Annotated in this window: 11 protein-coding genes, 2 tRNA genes, 3 rRNA genes and 1 other annotated feature; of the genes, 7 read left to right on the top strand and 9 right to left on the bottom strand. The window is 40.9% G+C overall.

Features of this window, described 5'->3' with window-relative positions:
* Nucleotides 1–54: 54 nt before the first annotated feature.
* Nucleotides 55–1,098, bottom strand: coding sequence for a C48 family peptidase (locus H1225_RS02550; protein ID WP_161671344.1), 1,044 nt, complete (start codon nucleotides 1,096–1,098; stop codon nucleotides 55–57).
* Between the two features lie 139 nt (nucleotides 1,099–1,237).
* On the opposite strand from H1225_RS02550, the gene H1225_RS02545 reads away from it, so the two are divergent.
* From H1225_RS02545 to H1225_RS02530, 4 genes are all read left to right on the top strand, one after another.
* The gene (locus H1225_RS02545; RefSeq protein ID WP_115065152.1) at nucleotides 1,238–1,939 is read left to right on the top strand and encodes a tRNA-uridine aminocarboxypropyltransferase; all 702 of its coding nucleotides are present in this window, start codon (nucleotides 1,238–1,240) and stop codon (nucleotides 1,937–1,939) included.
* Between the two features lie 28 nt (nucleotides 1,940–1,967).
* On the top strand, nucleotides 1,968–4,637 hold the full coding sequence (locus tag H1225_RS02540) for a bifunctional acetate--CoA ligase family protein/GNAT family N-acetyltransferase (RefSeq protein WP_239739420.1): 2,670 nt from the start codon (nucleotides 1,968–1,970) through the stop codon (nucleotides 4,635–4,637).
* Between the two features lie 178 nt (nucleotides 4,638–4,815).
* On the top strand, nucleotides 4,816–6,174 hold the full coding sequence (pssA, locus tag H1225_RS02535; protein ID WP_109400636.1) for a CDP-diacylglycerol--serine O-phosphatidyltransferase: 1,359 nt from the start codon (nucleotides 4,816–4,818) through the stop codon (nucleotides 6,172–6,174).
* Nucleotides 6,175–6,314: 140 nt separating this feature from the next.
* Entirely contained in the window at nucleotides 6,315–6,662 is a 348-nt protein-coding gene (locus tag H1225_RS02530) for a YfiM family lipoprotein (RefSeq protein WP_072062976.1), read from the top strand.
* A 219-nt stretch (nucleotides 6,663–6,881) separates the two neighbouring features.
* Here H1225_RS02530 and rrf read toward each other — a convergent pair.
* From rrf to rluD, 8 genes are all read right to left on the bottom strand, one after another.
* Nucleotides 6,882–6,997: ribosomal RNA gene (rrf, locus tag H1225_RS02525) — 5S ribosomal RNA — on the bottom strand.
* Between the two features lie 209 nt (nucleotides 6,998–7,206).
* Nucleotides 7,207–10,208, bottom strand: a 23S ribosomal RNA gene (locus tag H1225_RS02520).
* A gap of 338 nt (nucleotides 10,209–10,546) precedes the next feature.
* A tRNA-Ala gene (locus H1225_RS02515) sits at nucleotides 10,547–10,622 on the bottom strand.
* A 159-nt stretch (nucleotides 10,623–10,781) separates the two neighbouring features.
* A tRNA-Ile gene (locus H1225_RS02510) sits at nucleotides 10,782–10,858 on the bottom strand.
* 71 nt (nucleotides 10,859–10,929) lie between these two features.
* Nucleotides 10,930–12,470 (bottom strand): 16S ribosomal RNA (locus tag H1225_RS02505).
* Together the 16S, 23S and 5S rRNA genes with 2 tRNA genes alongside form the textbook arrangement of a ribosomal RNA operon.
* 567 nt (nucleotides 12,471–13,037) lie before the next feature.
* The gene (gene clpB, locus H1225_RS02500; protein ID WP_109848495.1) at nucleotides 13,038–15,611 is read right to left on the bottom strand and encodes an ATP-dependent chaperone ClpB; all 2,574 of its coding nucleotides are present in this window, start codon (nucleotides 15,609–15,611) and stop codon (nucleotides 13,038–13,040) included.
* 145 nt (nucleotides 15,612–15,756) lie between these two features.
* On the bottom strand, nucleotides 15,757–16,488 hold the full coding sequence (yfiH, locus tag H1225_RS02495) for a purine nucleoside phosphorylase YfiH (protein WP_115065150.1): 732 nt from the start codon (nucleotides 16,486–16,488) through the stop codon (nucleotides 15,757–15,759).
* Complete coding sequence (rluD, locus tag H1225_RS02490; RefSeq protein WP_006534736.1) at nucleotides 16,489–17,466, bottom strand: 23S rRNA pseudouridine(1911/1915/1917) synthase RluD; 978 nt, start codon at nucleotides 17,464–17,466, stop codon at nucleotides 16,489–16,491.
* Nucleotides 17,467–17,601: 135 nt separating this feature from the next.
* Between rluD and bamD the strand changes: the two genes are divergently transcribed.
* The 3 genes from bamD (at nucleotide 17,602) to pheA (ending at nucleotide 20,407) form a co-directional block, all read left to right on the top strand.
* Nucleotides 17,602–18,336, top strand: a complete 735-nt coding sequence (bamD, locus tag H1225_RS02485; protein ID WP_006534737.1) for an outer membrane protein assembly factor BamD — start codon at nucleotides 17,602–17,604, stop codon at nucleotides 18,334–18,336.
* A 271-nt stretch (nucleotides 18,337–18,607) separates the two neighbouring features.
* Nucleotides 18,608–18,943, top strand: coding sequence for a ribosome-associated translation inhibitor RaiA (gene raiA, locus H1225_RS02480; protein ID WP_006534738.1), 336 nt, complete (start codon nucleotides 18,608–18,610; stop codon nucleotides 18,941–18,943).
* A 154-nt stretch (nucleotides 18,944–19,097) separates the two neighbouring features.
* Nucleotides 19,098–19,214: a sequence feature (Phe leader region), on the top strand.
* Between the two features lie 35 nt (nucleotides 19,215–19,249).
* The gene (gene pheA / locus H1225_RS02475) at nucleotides 19,250–20,407 is read left to right on the top strand and encodes a bifunctional chorismate mutase/prephenate dehydratase (protein WP_161671424.1); all 1,158 of its coding nucleotides are present in this window, start codon (nucleotides 19,250–19,252) and stop codon (nucleotides 20,405–20,407) included.
* The last annotated feature ends 38 nt before the right edge of the window (nucleotides 20,408–20,445 follow it).

The following is a 20,445-nucleotide window of genomic DNA, read 5'->3' as shown; positions in this document are numbered from 1 at the left end:
TAGATTTAACTTTTTCTCAATAAAAAACAATTGGTATATCAATATGTAAGAGAGCTATTCATTACTAGATTTAAAAAAATTAAAAAGTGTATCCATGATTAATGTTTTCCTAAAATCATGATTAAATGTAGTTTGCTCTTCATCACTCAGGTTAAGAAAATTTTTCCCTGTATTGTGTAATACCGTTTCTATTGTGGATGTTAAATCAGTTTCTTTTCCATTATTTAAGTTATTTAATTCATTTTGTAAACTATCAATATAATTAAGTGCAAAAAGACCACAGCCATTAGGTACATTTTTTTGTAAGTTATCTTCTATATTAAAGGTATTAAATCCTTTTTTTTCTAGACTAGTTAATAATTCATGACGTTCATCATTATCTTCTTTGTTTGAAGATAATGAATCACATAAAAAACAGCTATTTTTATAAGTAAATAAAGCAACCCAATGGTTACCGTTGACTAAAACCACATGATTTTTTAACTCATCAGATTTATTATTCTTTTCTATTTTATTAAGTATTGTTTTATAGTGACCAATATCACATTGATAGGATTGAAGTGAAACCCAAGACTGTAATTCTGATGCAGAGATATAACGATTACTGCTACTTACGCTTTCAGCATTATTAGCAAACACGCTTTTAGTAGATTCTATATTTAAATAATTATCAATCGCTGAGATAAAAACATTATTCCCTTTTCCCTGTTGCCCAGCAATCGCATCCCCACAAGCCATGGCGCTTAATAAAGGTCGCTCTTTGAAATATTCTTTATCGTCTCTTACTTTTATTTCATAGAGTGATTTAATAAATTCTTTAATATCACCTCTTATTGAATTATTTAATTTTGAATAAATTAAATAGAGTTGATTAGTGGCATATAAGCTTATTTCTTTATTTTCATGAAACATGATATTGACTAAATATTCTAAATCTTTTGAACTTCCATTTCTTATTGAATCAGCGAGTTTATCTATTTGACTTTTAGCAATATTAATATTACAAAGTTTAATACCAAAGCTATCAAATAGCTTTTGAATTTCATTATCGTTAATACTCTGTTGATTCGCTATAAAAGAGATTGGCGTTATATTCATATGTCACCACAACTTATTAAATAATAATAATCCTATTACCATCCTATAAATTAACTTTCATAAAAAAAACAACTGATAGTAGACCTTTGGGTATCATGATAATATTCGATTCTTTTTTATCAGTATTGGTCAATCTGTTATGCGTGACAATGCAGTCTCTCGACTTCGTCAATATCGACTTTCAATTTCAACTCGTCCTTTTAAAGCGCGAGGTTTTCGTACAAAACGTTGCACTTTTTGCTTATTACCAGAAAAACAGTGTCTTTGTGATACGATTGTCAATCAACCAGCAAAAAGTCAATTCTGTTTATTGATGTATGATACTGAAGTGATGAAGCCAAGTAATACGGGGAAATTAATTGCCGATGTATTACCAGACACACAGGCTTTTTTATGGTCCCGAACGACTCCAGAACAGGCCTTGCTTGATCTAATCAATACACCAGAAAGGCAAGCTTATGTTGTCTTCCCTGAAAGCTATGCATCAAAAGAACGTATTGTATACAACCAACTCCCTGCAAATAGCAAACCACCTTTATTTATCCTTCTTGATGGTACTTGGAGTGAAGCACGAAAAATGTTTCGCAAAAGCCCCTATCTTGATGCTCTGCCCATCTTCTCTTTAAACGAAGCCAGCAAATGTGACTATGTACTTCGCCAAGCAGCAAGAGAGGATCAACATTGTACTGCAGAAGTTGCGGCTTCTATTTTAGAGAATGTCGGCGATATTCAAGCTTCACAACAACTTTTTTCTCATTTTAGTTACTTTCGTCAACAATATTTACTTGGAAAACCAGACCGAAGTCAGGCAAAAGAAGAGCAAATCAGCTACATTGAATAGCAGTTGATAATGAAACGCTGGAGCGAATATGAGCCAACGAGGTCTTGAAGCATTATTACGTCCTAAATCTATTGCAGTGATCGGTGCCTCTGAAAAATTGGGTCGAGCAGGAACAACAATGATGAGAAACCTGCTCAGCGGCGGGTTTAATGGCCCAGTATTTCCGATTAATCCCTCTCGTGGCTCTGTTTCTGGTGTTTTTACTTATCCTTCTATTGATAAATTACCTCAGATCCCTGATCTCGCGATTATTTGTACACATCATCACCGCAACCTTGAGCTACTAAAACAATTAGGTGAATCAGGTTGTAAAGCCGTTATTGTGCTTTCCGCACAACCTGAACAATTTCAACCAATAAAATTACTTTGCCAGCAATATCACATCCGCTTACTTGGCCCAAATAGCTTGGGGCTTTTAGCGCCGTGGCAAGGTTTAAATGCCAGCTTTTCACCTCTGCCAGTTAAAAAAGGAAAGTTGGCGTTTATTTCTCAATCAGCGGCTGTCGCCAATACGATTTTAGATTGGGCTTATTATCGTAATATTGGTTTTTCCTATTTTATTGCGTTAGGTGATAACCAAGATATCCAAGTTGATGATTTATTAGATTTTCTAGCAAGAGACAGTAAAACCAGCGCTATTTTATTGCACCTCGAACATATCAAAGATGCACGACGTTTTATGTCGGCATCTCGTAGTGCTTCGCGTAACAAACCGATTTTGGTGATAAAAAGCGGTCGTACTCAAAAAGCTCAACTGTTATTAGGCGATACACCGAGTTATGACGTCGCTTATGATGCTGCTTTTCAACGTGCGGGGTTATTACGAGTACAAGATACCCATGAAATGTTTTCTGCCGTTGAAACACTTAGCTATATGACGCCTTTAAAAGGCGAAAGATTGATGATTATGAGCAATGGCTCTGCGCCTGCGGCCATGGCGATAGATGAGTTATTTTTGCATTCAGGCAAGCTGGCGAAACTGACAGATGAAACAACGCAAAAACTACAAATGGTTATTCAAGAAGAAAATAGCATTCGTAACCCACTAAACTTAGGTGATGATACAACCGTTGATCGCTATATTGCAACGCTCAATTGCTTATTAGATAGTCATGATCATGACGCTTTATTACTTATTCATACCCCAAGTGCTATTGCACCTAGTATTGAAACAGCACAACGCGTCATAGCAGCAATTAATCAGCATCCTAGACGAAAATGGCTCACCGTTTTTACTAACTGGGGTGGAGAATATTCATCTCAGCAATCGCGTAAATTATTTAGTGAAGCAGGAATTCCAACCTACCGAACACCCGAAGGTGCCGTCACCGCATTTATGCATATGGTGGAATATCGTCGAAATCAGAAACAATTAAAAGAAACGCCAGCATTACCTTTAGATGTCAAAATGAATACGCAACAAGCACATCGTTGCATTGAAGAAGCATTAAAAAATAAGCAATATCGATTAGATACACACCAAGTTCAGCCCATTATGGACGCTTACGGTTTTAATACACTTCCTACTTGGATTGCTCATAATGCACAAGAAGCTGTAAATATAGCGGAAAAAATTGGCTATCCCGTTGCACTAAAATTACGTTCTCCTGATATTCCTCATAAATCTGAAGTACAAGGTGTCATGCTTTACCTACGTGACAGCACTGAAGTTTCATCAGCGGCCCATGCCATTATTGAACGAGTAACCGAACTCTACCCTGAGGCTCAAATTCAGGGTTTATTAGTGCAAAGTATGGCAAATCGAGCAGGCTCTCAAGAACTACGAGTCGCAATAGAGCAAGATCCGATTTTTGGCCCATTAATTGTATTAGGTGAAGGGGGAGTTGAGTGGCAAATAGAAACGAAAGCCGCAGTTGCTTTGCCACCTCTTAATATGGCGCTTGCTCGCTATCTGGTTATTAATGCAATAAAAAGCGGAAAGATACAGCCAAGAAGTGCTTTACAGCCTCTAAATATCTTAAGTTTAAGCCATTTTTTGGTACAGGTTTCTCACCTACTTTTAGATTGTCCACAAATAGTTAGGCTAGATATTCACCCATTACTGGCTTCTGGTAATGATTTTACACTATTAGATGTTGCAATGGAGTTAGCTCCACTGCAAGGTGATCCTCACCAAAGGCTCTCTATCCGCCCTTATCCTAATGAATTAGAAGAAACATTTTATTTAAGAGATAGCAATCCTTGTTTTATTCGCCCTATTTTGCCTGAGGACGAACCTCTACTAAAAACGTTTATTAATCAAGTGACAAAAGAAGATCTTTACTATCGTTATTTTAGTGAGATAAGTGAATTTACTCATGACGATCTCGCGAATATGACGCAAATTGATTACGATCGAGAAATGGCTTTTGTCGCAATCCGAAATCCTGAAGATCAACCTGAAATCATTGGTGTTGCCCGCGCAATGGCAGATCCAGATAATCAACATGCAGAATTTGCTATCCTTGTACGTTCTGATTTAAAAGGAAATACCTTAGGCCATCAACTTATGACTAAACTTATTAACTATACTAGAGAACATGGCATTAAACGTTTAACCGCAATAACCATGCCTGAAAATCGCAACATGATAAGTTTAGCAAAAAAACTAGGGTTTTCTGTTGAAGTACAATTTGATGAAGGAATAGTCAATCTTGATTTGCAGCTTGAACCATCAAAAAATAGCCTAATGCTATAATCATAAAAGAAAGTTTCTTTATGTGATTGTTCACGCATCCTTTGATAAATTAGCTATATATGATGATTTTATGCGTACATCCCATATAACTAATGTTATGATCAGTAGATCGGTTAAAGAAAATCCACATGGACGATGGCTCCATCTGCCATCATAAACAAGAGAATTAAGCACTGTGATGTTGTCTAAACTAAAACTTGCTAAGCATCAACAACACCTTGCACAACTGCCTAAATTAGCTCAGTCAGTTGCTGATGTTGAAACGCTTTATCAAACATCCGCGTTTCGCAGCACCTTATTGAAATATATTGCTCAAGCCCAAAAAGAGATCTTTATTACAGCTCTTTACCTAGAGCACGATGAGGCCGGTGAAGAGATCCTTGATGCGCTTTACACCGCAAAACAACAACGTCCTGAATTATCCATTACCGTTATTGTTGACTGGCACAGAGCTCAACGTGGGCGAATTGGTGTCTCTGCTGATGCGACAAATGCAGATTGGTATTACCATGTTGCACAACAGCATCCTGATATAGAGCTCCCTATTTATGGGATACCTGTTAATACTCGTGAAGCGCTAGGTGTATTACACCTTAAAGGCTTTATCTTTGATGATACGGTTATTTATAGTGGTGCAAGCATTAATAATGTGTATTTGCATAAGCTAGATAAATATCGCTATGACCGATATCATATTATTCAAAATAGTGAATTAGCAACCACAATGAAACAGTTTATTGTGGACGATCTTCTGCAATCTGAAGCTATTCAACGTCTTGATATCAAAGATAGAGTTCGTTGTGCTGAAATAAAAAATTGCATACGTCAATTTCGTTTTAATTTACGCACGCGTGATGGCTATGATATTAAAACCAATGCTTCTAATCATGAATTAGCCGTCACGCCTTTAGTAGGTTTAGGTAAGAAAAATATCTTAAATAAGACCATTTCTCACCTAATGGCTTCTACAGAAGAAAAATTAGTTATTTGCACACCTTATTTTAATTTACCAGCGATCCTTGTTCGTCAAATCAGCCATTTATTAAGAAATGGCAAACAAGTCGAAATTATTATTGGTGATAAAACGGCAAATGACTTTTATATTCCACCTGAAGAGCCGTTTAAAATTATTGGAGCCCTACCTTATCTCTATGAGATCAATCTGCGTAAATTTACCCAGCGTTTCCAGCGGTTTATTGATAATGACCAATTAACAGTAAGGCTCTGGAAAGACGGTGATAATACCTATCACTTAAAAGGTATGTGGGTTGATGATAATTGGCAATTGATTACAGGTAATAATCTTAACCCACGAGCATGGGGATTAGATTTAGAAAATGCGATATTAATTCATGATCCTAAACATGAATTGCATGAACAACGGCATAAAGAGCTAGATTGTATTCGCCAAAAAACACGTATTGTAAAACACTACCAAGAGCTAGAAAGTATTAAGCTTTACCCACTTAAAGTGAAAAAATTAATCAAGCGGTTACGACGTATTCGTGTTGATAGATTAATTAGCCGTATACTTTAACCAATGCTTCATTCGATAAGCCTTGCTAAATTACAGCAAGGCTTTTTTGTTTAATAATATTGTTTTCTCAAATCAACCTTTATCTTTAATAATCTTCTATATTAAAAACACTCTTATCAATGAAAAGGCTTTTATTTTTTATGAAATTAAAGCTCAAATATTGCTCTCTGATTATTTTATTATCAATAATGACTTTAAATGGGTGCACATCATTTCATTTTGCCAATGATAATTGGCAAGGCAAAGATAAAGCTCAACATTTCTTATTTTCTATGGCAGCCTCTGCGGGAGCAAATGCGTATACAGATCATCAAAAATATGGTCATAGAGAGGGATTATTAATTGGGCTCTCGTTTTCGATTAGTTTAGGGGTAGCAAAAGAGCTTTATGATAGTCGTCCTGAAGGTACTGGTTGGAGCTGGCATGATTTTGCTTACGATGTTGCTGGGGCAGTAGCGGGTTCATTGCTTTATCAGCAATTAAAGTAACACAAAATAGTATTCATAATAGAACAACTATTCTGTATTCCTTTAAGATATGATGAGTCAGCAATATAATATTAATATCGAAACATTATGGGTTATAAGTCCAAGAGTAATGATTAAAAATATCAAACCTTGAATGTGGATTTGTTTTATTGATCTGTTTAAAAACCCCAAAACGCAAAAAAGCCAACCCATTGGGTTGGCTTTCTCGTCTTAATTAATGCCTGGCAGTTCCCTACTCTCACATGGGGAGACCCCACACTACCATCGGCGCTACAACGTTTCACTTCTGAGTTCGGCATGGGATCAGGTGGGACCGCTGCGCTATGGCCGCCAAGCAGAATTCTTCAAATTCTTTAATTATTCGTCTCTTCCTGAGACTCACCCCATTGGGGCCAGTGCTCCGCACTGTTCCAGTTTGTTCCAGACAAACTGGTCGATTTTATTACCCGCTTCTTTCCTTTCGGTCAGTCGCCAGCAATATTCAATCTTAAACAAGCTTACTTCATTAATCTTTGTCTCTCAGACAAAACACCTTTGGTGTTGTCAGGTTAAGCCTCACGGTTCATTAGTACTGGTTAGCTCAACGTATCGCTACGCTTACACACCCAGCCTATCAACGTCTTAGTCTTAAACGTTCCTTTAGGTCACTCAAGGTGACAGGGAAGACTCATCTTGAGGCAAGTTTCCCGCTTAGATGCTTTCAGCGGTTATCTCTTCCGCACTTAGCTACCGGGCAATGCCATTGGCATGACAACCCGAACACCAGTGGTGCGTTCACTCCGGTCCTCTCGTACTAGGAGCAACCCCTCTCAATCTTCCAACGCCCACGGCAGATAGGGACCGAACTGTCTCACGACGTTCTAAACCCAGCTCGCGTACCACTTTAAATGGCGAACAGCCATACCCTTGGGACCTACTTCAGCCCCAGGATGTGATGAGCCGACATCGAGGTGCCAAACACCGCCGTCGATATGAACTCTTGGGCGGTATCAGCCTGTTATCCCCGGAGTACCTTTTATCCGTTGAGCGATGGCCCTTCCATTCAGAACCACCGGATCACTAAGACCTACTTTCGTACCTGCTCGAGCCGTCACTCTCACAGTCAAGCTGGCTTATGCCTTTGCACTAACCGCATGATGTCCGACCATGCTTAGCCAACCTTCGTGCTCCTCCGTTACTCTTTAGGAGGAGACCGCCCCAGTCAAACTACCCACCAGACACGGTCCCCGACCCAGATTATGGGCCTAGGTTAGAACATCAAACGTTAAAGGGTGGTATTTCAAGGTTGACTCCATGCAGACTGGCGTCCACACTTCATAGTCTCCCACCTATCCTACACATCAAGGCTCAATGTTCAGTGTCAAGCTATAGTAAAGGTTCACGGGGTCTTTCCGTCTTGCCGCGGGTACACTGCATCTTCACAGCGAGTTCAATTTCACTGAGTCTCGGGTGGAGACAGCCTGGCCATCATTACGCCATTCGTGCAGGTCGGAACTTACCCGACAAGGAATTTCGCTACCTTAGGACCGTTATAGTTACGGCCGCCGTTTACTGGGGCTTCGATCAAGAGCTTCTCCCTAAGGATAACCCCATCAATTAACCTTCCAGCACCGGGCAGGCGTCACACCGTATACGTCCACTTTCGTGTTTGCACAGTGCTGTGTTTTAATAAACAGTTGCAGCCAGCTGGTATCTTCGACTGGCTTCGGCTCCGTCCGCAAGGGACTTCACTTACCGCCAGCGTGCCTTCTCCCGAAGTTACGGCACCATTTTGCCTAGTTCCTTCACCCGAGTTCTCTCAAGCGCCTGAGTATTCTCTACCTGACCACCTGTGTCGGTTTGGGGTACGATTGTTGGTAACCTGAAGCTTAGAGGCTTTTCCTGGAAGCAGGGCATCAATTGCTTCACCACCTTAGTGGCTCGTCATCACACCTCAGCATTAAGTGACCGGATTTGCCTAATCACTCTGCCTACATGCTTGAACCGGGACGACCGTCGCCCGGACAACCTAGCCTTCTCCGTTCCCCCATCGCAGTTACCACCAGTACGGGAATATTAACCCGTTTCCCATCGACTACGCTTTTCAGCCTCGCCTTAGGGGTCGACTCACCCTGCCCCGATTAACGTTGGACAGGAACCCTTGGTCTTCCGGCGTGCGGGTTTTTCACCCGCATTATCGTTACTTATGTCAGCATTCGCACTTCTGATACCTCCAGCATACCTCACAGTACACCTTCGCAGGCTTACAGAACGCTCCCCTACCCAACGAACGTATCCTTAAATTCGCTTAATCTCGCTTTCGCCTCGACTTTGATGGACGCATTGACGTCACTTCGTTCCGTCAATCGGTTCATCACAAACAAATTTAAGTGATACGTTCGCTGCCGCAGCTTCGGTGCATGGTTTAGCCCCGTTACATCTTCCGCGCGGGCCGACTCGACCAGTGAGCTATTACGCTTTCTTTAAATGATGGCTGCTTCTAAGCCAACATCCTGGCTGTCTGAGCCTTCCCACTTCGTTTCCCACTTAACCATGACTTTGGGACCTTAGCTGGCGGTCTGGGTTGTTTCCCTCTTCACGACGGACGTTAGCACCCGCCGTGTGTCTCCCGTGATAACATTCTTCGGTATTCGCAGTTTGCATCGAGTTGGTAAGTCGGGATGACCCCCTAGTCGAAACAGTGCTCTACCCCCGAAGATGAGTTCACGAGGCGCTACCTAAATAGCTTTCGGGGAGAACCAGCTATCTCCCGGTTTGATTGGCCTTTCACCCCCATCCACAAGTCATCCGCTAATTTTTCAACATTAGTCGGTTCGGTCCTCCAGTTAGTGTTACCCAACCTTCAACCTGCCCATGGATAGATCACCGGGTTTCGGGTCTATACCCTGCAACTCATTCGCCCAGTTAAGACTCGGTTTCCCTACGGCTCCCCTATACGGTTAACCTTGCTACAGAATATAAGTCGCTGACCCATTATACAAAAGGTACGCAGTCACCCCATAAAGAGGCTCCTACTGCTTGTACGTACACGGTTTCAGGTTCTTTTTCACTCCCCTCGCCGGGGTTCTTTTCGCCTTTCCCTCACGGTACTGGTTCACTATCGGTCAATCAGGAGTATTTAGCCTTGGAGGATGGTCCCCCCATATTCAGACAGGATAACACGTGTCCCGCCCTACTCGTCGAGTTCACAATAACAGCATCTTCGGATACGGGGCTATCACCCTTTACTGCCGGACTTTCCAGACCGTTCTCCTGATGCTGCTATTGATTAAGACTCTGGGCTGTTCCCCGTTCGCTCGCCGCTACTAGGGGAATCTCGGTTGATTTCTTTTCCTCGGGGTACTGAGATGTTTCAGTTCTCCCGGTTCGCTTCCTAACACTATGTATTCATGTCAGGATAATATCCATTGGATATTGGGTTTCCCCATTCGGAAATCGTCGGGTATAACGGTTCATATCACCTTACCGACGCTTATCGCAGATTAGCACGTCCTTCATCGCCTCTGATTGCCTAGGCATCCACCGTGTACGCTTATTCGCTTAACCTCACAACCCGAAGGTGTCTTTTCTTGAAGACATCTGGGTGGTGATGGCTGCGCAGATTACATTTCGTCGTTGGGCAGTGCTCGCCATGCTCACATACTTATGTATGTTGCGCTGGCTGTGCGCTGGCCGCCTCGAACTGTAAATTGCTCGCTCATCCCACTTTGATGTCGAAAAACACATTCAAAGTTTGAGATTTTGAGAGACTCATCAATATACCTCGGTGATATATTGATTTGTTTTCAATTTTTCAGCTTGTTCCAGATTGTTAAAGAGCAAAATAATTCGCAGTATACTATTGCTAATATACTCTGAATTATTAGTTTATATTCAAGAGATTATGGTGGAGCTAAGCGGGATCGAACCGCTGACCTCCTGCGTGCAAGGCAGGCGCTCTCCCAGCTGAGCTATAGCCCCATAATGCATTCTTAATACCGTTTTTGTTACTCAGCTTTCTTTCTTATCGGAAATGTTCCTTTAATTAAGAATTGAGCTAATCGTAGTGAGACAAGGCGTGGAGTCACGAAGTTTACTTACAGTAAACGAGTGAGTTCACAACGCAGTATCAATACGATTTGGTAGGCCTGAGTGGACTTGAACCACCGACCTCACCCTTATCAGGGGTGCGCTCTAACCACCTGAGCTACAAGCCTATACCGGTATTTCTGCTCGTTCTTCATCAGACAATCTGTGTGAGCACTGCACATAACACGTATCTCTTAGGTAAGGAGGTGATCCAACCGCAGGTTCCCCTACGGTTACCTTGTTACGACTTCACCCCAGTCATGAATCACAAAGTGGTAAGCGCCTCCCGAAGGTTAAGCTACCTACTTCTTTTGCAACCCACTCCCATGGTGTGACGGGCGGTGTGTACAAGGCCCGGGAACGTATTCACCGTAGCATTCTGATCTACGATTACTAGCGATTCCGACTTCATGGAGTCGAGTTGCAGACTCAATCCGGACTACGACAGACTTTATGAGTTCCGCTTGCTCTCGCGAGGTCGCTTCTCTTTGTATCTGCCATTGTAGCACGTGTGTAGCCCTACTCGTAAGGGCCATGATGACTTGACGTCATCCCCACCTTCCTCCGGTTTATCACCGGCAGTCTCCTTTGAGTTCCCGCCATGACGCGCTGGCAACAAAGGATAAGGGTTGCGCTCGTTGCGGGACTTAACCCAACATTTCACAACACGAGCTGACGACAGCCATGCAGCACCTGTCTCAGCGTTCCCGAAGGCACTCCTCTATCTCTAAAGGATCCGCTGGATGTCAAGAGTAGGTAAGGTTCTTCGCGTTGCATCGAATTAAACCACATGCTCCACCGCTTGTGCGGGCCCCCGTCAATTCATTTGAGTTTTAACCTTGCGGCCGTACTCCCCAGGCGGTCGATTTAACGCGTTAGCTCCAGAAGCCACGGTTCAAGACCACAACCTCTAAATCGACATCGTTTACAGCGTGGACTACCAGGGTATCTAATCCTGTTTGCTCCCCACGCTTTCGCACCTGAGCGTCAGTCTTTGTCCAGGGGGCCGCCTTCGCCACCGGTATTCCTCCACATCTCTACGCATTTCACCGCTACACATGGAATTCTACCCCCCTCTACAAGACTCTAGCCAACCAGTTTCAGATGCAATTCCCAAGTTAAGCTCGGGGCTTTCACATCTGACTTAATTGACCGCCTGCGTGCGCTTTACGCCCAGTAATTCCGATTAACGCTTGCACCCTCCGTATTACCGCGGCTGCTGGCACGGAGTTAGCCGGTGCTTCTTCTGCGGGTAACGTCAATTGACAAAGGTATTAACTTTATCACCTTCCTCCCCGCTGAAAGTACTTTACAACCCTAAGGCCTTCTTCATACACGCGGCATGGCTGCATCAGGCTTGCGCCCATTGTGCAATATTCCCCACTGCTGCCTCCCGTAGGAGTCTGGGCCGTGTCTCAGTCCCAGTGTGGCTGATCATCCTCTCAGACCAGCTAGAGATCGTCGCCTAGGTGAGCCTTTACCTCACCTACTAGCTAATCCCATATGGGTTCATCCGATAGCGCAAGGTCCGAAGAGCCCCTGCTTTGGTCCGTAGACGTCATGCGGTATTAGCCACCGTTTCCAGTAGTTATCCCCCTCTATCGGGCAGATCCCCATACATTACTCACCCGTCCGCCGCTCGTCAGCAAGAAAGCAAGCTTTCTTCTGTTACCGCTCGACTTGCATGTGTTAGGCCTGCCGCCAGCGTTCAATCTGAGCCATGATCAAACTCTTCAATTAAAAGTGTTTGATGCTCAAAGAAATCGAAAACTTAGCTATTCATAAATGAATTTACTTTTGTTGTTCACTCTTCAAGACTTGATACATCTAATATTTTAGAAGATATCGTCTCTGCGAGTGCCCACACAGATTGTCTGATAATTTGTTAAAGAGCAGTGCAACCTTCGCTGCCGTTTCCGGTCTTCTGCGTTGTTGCGAGGAGGCGTATATTACGCTATTCCTCTGAAGAGTCAAGAGTTTTTTCAAACTTTTTTCTTTTCTCTTCACCGTCCTGCGTGGCTTGTTGTTTGCTCATCGCCAGTCAGTGGATGCGCATTATAGGGAGATCTCGGATTAGCGCAAGTGTTTTTTTAAAAAAACTTACCAAGCGAATGCTTTATAAGCAAACACCCCATATTGGTATAAAAAATAGACATCGTTTGTTTAAAAAAGTTTCAATTTTATCTGTGATTCTTAGCGATTTAACGGTTAAATCTTCATTTATAAATTAAGAGCATAAAAAAGAGGCTTAAATAAGCCTCTTTTCAGTTTCACGACATCTCTTATTACTATAGAGAGGATGCTCTATTACTGTTTTGCAATTATCTTATTATTGTCCAAATCTAAGATAATCTCTTTACCTGGTAATAATTTACCAGACAAGATGTCTTGAGCTAATGGGTTTTCAACCTCTTGCTGGATAGCCCGTTTCAATGGACGAGCACCATAAATTGGGTCGAATCCAACTTCGCTCAATTTCTCTAATGCAGCCCCAGTAATAGTAACGTGATAACCACGCTCTTCTAAACGCTGGTATAAACGACGCAACTGAATTTGTGCAATCGCTGCAATGTTTTCTTTGCCTAATGGATGGAATACCACAACTTCATCAATACGGTTGATAAACTCTGGTCTGAAATGATGGCCAACAACATCCATCACAATAGTTTTCATTTCTGGATAATCAATTGTCCCGAAACGTTCTTGAATTAAATCAGAGCCCAAGTTCGATGTCATAATCACAACTGTATTACGAAAGTCGACTGTTCTACCTTGTCCATCCGTTAAACGACCATCATCCAATACTTGCAATAAGATATTAAATACGTCTGGATGCGCTTTTTCAACTTCATCTAATAAGATGACTGAATAAGGACGACGACGAACTGCTTCTGTTAAATATCCACCTTCTTCGTAACCAACATATCCTGGAGGCGCACCCACTAAACGAGAAACGGAGTGTTTTTCCATAAACTCAGACATGTCGATACGAACCATTGCATCATCACTATCAAACAAGAAGTTTGCTAATGCTTTACATAATTCTGTTTTACCCACCCCTGTTGGTCCTAAAAATAGGAACGAACCAATTGGGCGATTAGGATCAGACAACCCAGCACGACTACGGCGGATCGCATTTGATACTGCACTTACAGCCTCAGCCTGACCAATAACACGTCTATGTAGCTCTTGTTCCATTCTGAGCAGTTTTTCACGTTCCCCTTCTAACATTCTAGATACAGGAATACCTGTCCAACGCGCTAAAATTTCAGCGATTTCAGCATCAGTGACTTTATTACGTAACAGCTTCATATGCTTATCTTCAGCTTTATTTGCTTCAGCAAGCTGTTTTTCTAATGTCGGGATTTGTCCATATTGGATCTCCGACATTTTCGCTAAATCACCACTACGACGAGCCTGCTCTAAAGCAATACGAGCCTGCTCTAATTCAGATTTAATATGTTGAGTGCCAGTAAGCTCTGCTTTTTCAGCTTTCCACTCTTCTTCTAAAACAGAATACTCTTTCTCTTTCTCAGCAAGTTCTTCATTTAGCATCTCTAAACGTTTTTTACTTGCATCATCAGACTCTTTTTGCAGTGCCTGTTGTTCAAGTTTGAGCTGAATGATACGTCTATCAAGTCTATCTAGTGCTTCTGGTTTTGAATCCATCTGCATACGTAGGCTTGCACCCGCTTCATCAATTAAATCAATTGCTTTATCTGGCAACATACGGTCAGAAATATAGCGATGAGATAAAGTCGCAGCTGCAACGATAGCTGGGTCTGTAATTTGAACATGATGATGAAGTTCATAACGTTCTTTTAGACCACGTAAAATAGCAATAGTATCTTCAACTGTAGGCTCAGCCACATACACTTTTTGGAAACGACGCTCTAATGCAGCATCTTTTTCAATGTATTGACGATATTCGTCAAGTGTTGTTGCCCCCACACAGTGTAATTCACCACGAGCTAATGCAGGCTTTAGCATATTTCCCGCATCCATAGCACCGTCGGCTTTACCTGCACCAACCATTGTATGTAATTCATCAATAAACAGAATGACACTGCCTTCCTGTTTAGATAAATCATTTAAAACAGCTTTTAAACGCTCTTCAAACTCACCACGATATTTAGCACCTGCTAATAACGAGCCCATATCTAAGGAAAGTACGCGCTTATTCTTTAAACCTTCAGGGACTTCACCATTAACAATGCGTTGAGCCAAACCTTCAACAATCGCCGTTTTACCTACACCCGGCTCACCAATAAGTACAGGGTTGTTTTTAGTACGACGTTGTAAAACTTGAATGGTTCTTCTTATTTCTTCATCACGACCAATAACAGGATCGAGTTTGCCTTGTTCTGCTCTTTCCGTTAAATCCACAGTATATTTTTTCAATGCCTGACGTTGGTCTTCTGCATTTTGATCGTTCACTGTTTCTCCACCACGTATTTTTTCAATCGCTATCTCAAGAGTCGCTTTATTCGCTCCGGCCGCTTTTAGCATGTCAGCAACTTGACCACCCGTTTCCATGGCAGCTAAAAGAAAGAGCTCTGACGAAATAAATTCGTCACCTTTTTTCTGTGCCAACTTATCGCACAAATTAAGGTGTTTAATTAAATCATTTGAGGGATGAACCTCTCCACCAGCACCTTCGACTTTAGGTAATCGAGATAAAGCATCATTAATTCGCTCATTAAATTGCGATGCATTAACACCTACAGATGTTAATAAAGGGCGAATTGAGCCACCTTGTTGATTAAATAACGCACTCAGTAAATGTATGGGTTCTATAAATTGATTATCGTTCCCAAGTGCCAATGACTGGGCGTCTGCGAGAGCTTGCTGGAATTTATTGGTTAATTTATCCAGACGCATAACACCTCCAAGTAAAATTTAAAGTAAAATTCGTAACTGGAGAATAGATGAGGTCATTTTGACAATATTCAAGCTCAAAATAAAAATTTTGAGCAAAAATATTTATCAGTATTTGAGATAAGTGAGAAAAACGGTTAAGAGAAGTTTATTTAATCCAGATTAATGACGCCATTCGACCTGTTATCTGTTCGCGTCTATATGAAAAGAAACGCGATTTCTCTGTCACAGTACAGAAATTACCACCGTAAATCTGAGTTACCCCATTTTCCTGTAAAATTATTCTCGCTAACATATAGATATTAGCTAAATATTTACCATTATGAGGAATAAATGCAGGATCAAAGGCCTTATTTTTTTCAATAAAGGCCAAACGGACTTCAGAGCCTACCTCAAAAGCAGTTGGCCCAATTGCTGGCCCTAACCATGCCATTATTTGATGTTTTGGTGCTTTAAACTTCGCTAGTGTATTTTGTAATACACCATGGCAAAGCCCTCGCCATCCACCATGAGCTGCGCCAACTTCTGTTCCATCAATAGTTGTAAAAAGAACAGGTAGGCAATCTGCCGTCATAATTGCACAAACTTTTTTCTCAGTAGCGGTATAAAGGGCATCACCTCGTACTTCATTATTTTTCTCAGTATTTAGCGTAACAACATGGGTACCATGAACTTGTTCAAGCCATAATGGCATTTCAGGCAGTTGAGCTTGCTGACAAAGTCTGCGTCTATTTTCTTCAACATCAGATAATTTATCACCAACATGAGCACCTAGATTGAGGCTATTATAAGGTGGCAGACTAACCCCCCCCTCTCTCAAGGTACTGCAAGACCCAATATTTTCAGGCTGTGGCCAATCTGGAAAAACCAATGAAGTCATTTACCAATCCATTTCATCTTTAAACTGTTCAACGTCAGCTTTTAGCACATCGATAAGCTTAACCATATCATCAGGTAATGGTGCATGCCATTCCATTTCAATACCTGTTATTGGATGATAAAGACGTAGCATCGTTGCGTGCAAAGCTTGTCTATCAAATAAACGTAACGTTTCTCGTAATTCATCTGAAGCCCCTTTTAAAGGGCGAGGTCTTCCTGCATAAAGCTGATCACCAATTAAAGCATGATGTATATGTGCCATATGAACACGAATTTGGTGAGTACGACCGGTTTCTAAACGTAAACGCAAACGTGTATGAGCACGGAAATGCTCCATAACACGATAATGTGTTACTGCAGGTTTACCCATTGGGTGTACAGCCATATGTGTACGTTTAGTTGGATGTCGAGAAATAGGTTCATTCACTAATCCTCCTGCTGTCATTCTTCCTGTTGCAACCGCTTCATACTCACGCGTGATTTCACGACGTTGTAAAGCTTCGACTAAATGCGTTTGAGCAGGAACTGTTTTTGCAACAACCATTAAACCTGTTGTATCTTTATCCAAACGATGGACAATACCAGCACGAGGTACATTAGCAATCTCTGGATAACGATAAAGTAATGCGTTTAATACGGTGCCATCAGGGTTACCCGCACCAGGATGTACAACAAGATCTCTTGGCTTATTGATAACTAAAATATCATCATCTTCATAAACGATATTTAACGGAATATTCTGAGGCTCCCAGCGAACATCCTCTTCAATTAAGGCATCGATTTCAATTTTTTCACCGCCAAGCATTTTTTCTTTTGGCTTATTGATGATTTTATCGTTAACCTGCACTCTATTGTCTAAGATCCACTCTTTTATACGAGATCTTGAATAATCAGGGAACATTTCGGCCAAAGCCTGATCTAAGCGTTGACCCAGCTGTGAATCTGCGACTGTAGCATTAAGTCGTATTTGTTGAGACATAAATAATTTTCTATTAATTAAGTTAGTGTTTTGACGGCACAGCCGTTTCATTTAAAATGAGTTATAGTGTAACCGATTTCAGGGGAGCTTCACGGAGAGACTCCCCAAACCTATTCAGAGGATAATCAATACGTGATGAGACGCATTAAATACCTAGTGGCAGCGGCCACTGTAAGCCTGTTACTTGCTGGCTGTTCGAGTTCAGACAAAGACGCTACTGCCGATATGTCGCCTTCTGAGCTTTACTCAACCAGTCAGGAAAAATTGCTAGATGGCAATTATGGAGCGGCTATCAAACAATTAGAGTCTCTCGATAATCGCTATCCTTTTGGCCCTTACTCGCAACAAGTTCAACTCGATCTGATTTATGCTTATTATAAATCAGCGGAACTACCAATGGCGATTTCGGCAATCGACCGTTTTATGCGATTAAATCCAACCCATCCTAATATCGACTATGTTCTTTATATGCGTGGCTTAACGGCTCAGGCATTAGATGATAGTGCATTACAAGGGTTCTTTGGTATTGATCGTTCAGACCGTGATCCTCAACATGCTATTGTAGCATTCAAAGATTTTAGTCAATTAGTTCGCTACTATCCAGACAGCCTTTATGCCGCTGATGCAACTAAACGTCTTGTCTTTCTTAAAAACCGTTTAGCGAAGTATGAGCTTTCTGTTGCAAAATTCTATACTAAACGAGGGGCTTATGTCGCGGTTATTAATAGAGTAGAGCAAATGATGCGTGATTATCCTGATACACAAGCCACTCGCGACGCGCTTGTTTATATGGAAAACGCTTATAAAGAATTAGGTCTGACACAAGAAGCAGAAAAAGTAGCTTCACTGATTGCAGCCAATCCAGCCTAATTAAAGCCTCACTATCAAAAACAGCAGCTTATCGCTGCTGTTTTTTTATTCTTTGCTAGCTAAATTGTCTTTACTTTTCATCAGCCCAACCTTCCTAATATGACCGAATAAATACAACTTAACAAGCGGTCTTTTTCAGCTATTTATCATTTGTCACGTTTTTATTACTAGTTACACATACATCTAACAAAAAGTGATTTTGATCATGTTTTAAATTGTGTATCACGATATTCTGAATTTATCGAAGATGGAGTAATAAAGAGGTAACTATATGATTATAAATATTACTAGCAAACAAATGGAAATTACCCCAGCACTACGAGAACACATTGAAAGCCGTCTAACTAAACTTAATAAATGGCAGGTGAATTTAATCAATCCTCATATTATTCTTACGAAAGATCCTAAGGGTTTTAGTGTTGATGCCAGCATTCATACTCCAAATGGGCAATTGGTCGCTAATGCACAACACGCCGATATGTATGTTGCAATTAATGACTTACTCGCAAAACTTGAACGTCAATTAAACAAAGTTCAGCATAAAAATGAATCTCGCCGGGCGAATAACAGCCTGAAAGAAGAGAATTTACTTGTCGATGAAATGTAAATAGTAAAGCAAGATTAAAAATTAGAATAAATCACTGACTCAAAACGCCTCTGCGCATCCTCGTGATGCGCTTTTTGTTGTATTTTTCTTGACTCCTTTCACATCATCATGTTTGATAGCGATATGTTAAATAATTTACCAATCAATATAATGAACAAATATCCACATTTGCCTTTCTTCTTTTTCTTTCTACTCTTTCATTAAGAGGCTTTGTCATTTCAGAAAGAAAAGTAAGAACGACAATAGCCTCCAAGTTGGAGGCTTTTTTATTTATGATGGTATGACATAACGGTATAGGGCTTAAACATGGAAAAACTCGATTTATTAGCAATCAGAGATAAAATTACAACGTTAGATTCAGAATTACTAACGTTGTTAGCAAACAGACGCCAATTATCTGCTGACGTAGCTCAATTTAAATTGAATACACATCGCCCTATTAGAGATAAAAATCGTGAGCGTGAATTACTTGATTTATTAATTGAGAAAGGAAAAAAAGTTGGGCTAGATGGTTTTTATATTAGTCGTATTTTTCAAATGATCATTGAAGACTCTGTATTAACGCAACAAGCCATTCTACAACAACATCTTAATGCAACCCCCAATGAATCAGCCAGAATTGCTTATTTAGGACCTAAAGGTTCTTATTCACATATTGCTGCCCGTCAATATGCAGCCCGCCATTTTGATACCTACGTTGATTGCACTTGTCAGAAATTTGATGACATTTTTACACTTGTCGATACAGGTCAAGCTGATTACGGTTTACTGCCCATTGAAAATACTAGTTCGGGCGCAATTAATGATGTTTACGATTTATTGCAAACAACATCAATCTCTATTGTTGGTGAAATTCGCATCCCTATTAATCATGCGCTTTTAACAAGTGTTGATAGCAGTACAGAAGAATTGCAAACTATTTATAGTCACCCTCAACCCTTCCAACAATGTAGCCATTATTTAAACCAGTATCCAAACTGGAAAATTGAATACTGTGAAAGTACCGCCGCTGCAATGGAAAAAGTGGCTCTCGCACAATCGCCACATATTGCGGCTATTGGTAGTGAAGCTGGTGGCTCTCTTTATGGTTTAAAACCTTTAGCTAATAATTTAGCAAACCAGCAAATAAACGTAACACGCTTTATTGTTATTGCACGAAAAGCCATAGATGTTTCAGAGCAAGTACCTGCTAAAACAACCTTCTTAATGGCAACAGGACAACAAGCAGGTGCATTAGTTGATGCATTAATGATTTTAAAAAAATACGACATTATTATGACAAAACTTGAATCTCGTCCTATTAATGGCACACCTTGGGAAGAGATGTTTTATATTGATGTTCAAGCAAATTTACGTGACATCAATATGCAAAAGGCCTTACACGATTTATCACAAACAACACGTTCATTAAAAATACTAGGCTGTTACCCTTCAGAAAATGTTGTTCCTGTTGAAGTAAAATAAACTCACTCGCAGATAAAAGCCAAATAGCATATAACTAT

This window comes from Proteus penneri, assembly GCF_022369495.1.
Classification (GTDB): Bacteria; Pseudomonadota; Gammaproteobacteria; order Enterobacterales; family Enterobacteriaceae; genus Proteus; species Proteus penneri.
This window is presented reverse-complemented; position numbering and strand designations above follow the sequence as displayed.

Coding starts and splice junctions, on each gene's coding strand:
- H1225_RS02550 (WP_161671344.1), bottom strand. CDS start 1,098: ATGAATATAACGCCAATCTCTTTTATAGCGAATCAACAGAGTATTAAC.
- H1225_RS02545 (WP_115065152.1), top strand. CDS start 1,238: ATGCGTGACAATGCAGTCTCTCGACTTCGTCAATATCGACTTTCAATT.
- H1225_RS02540 (WP_239739420.1), top strand. CDS start 1,968: ATGAGCCAACGAGGTCTTGAAGCATTATTACGTCCTAAATCTATTGCA.
- pssA (WP_109400636.1), top strand. CDS start 4,816: ATGTTGTCTAAACTAAAACTTGCTAAGCATCAACAACACCTTGCACAA.
- H1225_RS02530 (WP_072062976.1), top strand. CDS start 6,315: ATGAAATTAAAGCTCAAATATTGCTCTCTGATTATTTTATTATCAATA.
- clpB (WP_109848495.1), bottom strand. CDS start 15,611: ATGCGTCTGGATAAATTAACCAATAAATTCCAGCAAGCTCTCGCAGAC.
- yfiH (WP_115065150.1), bottom strand. CDS start 16,488: ATGACTTCATTGGTTTTTCCAGATTGGCCACAGCCTGAAAATATTGGG.
- rluD (WP_006534736.1), bottom strand. CDS start 17,466: ATGTCTCAACAAATACGACTTAATGCTACAGTCGCAGATTCACAGCTG.
- bamD (WP_006534737.1), top strand. CDS start 17,602: ATGAGACGCATTAAATACCTAGTGGCAGCGGCCACTGTAAGCCTGTTA.
- raiA (WP_006534738.1), top strand. CDS start 18,608: ATGATTATAAATATTACTAGCAAACAAATGGAAATTACCCCAGCACTA.
- pheA (WP_161671424.1), top strand. CDS start 19,250: ATGGAAAAACTCGATTTATTAGCAATCAGAGATAAAATTACAACGTTA.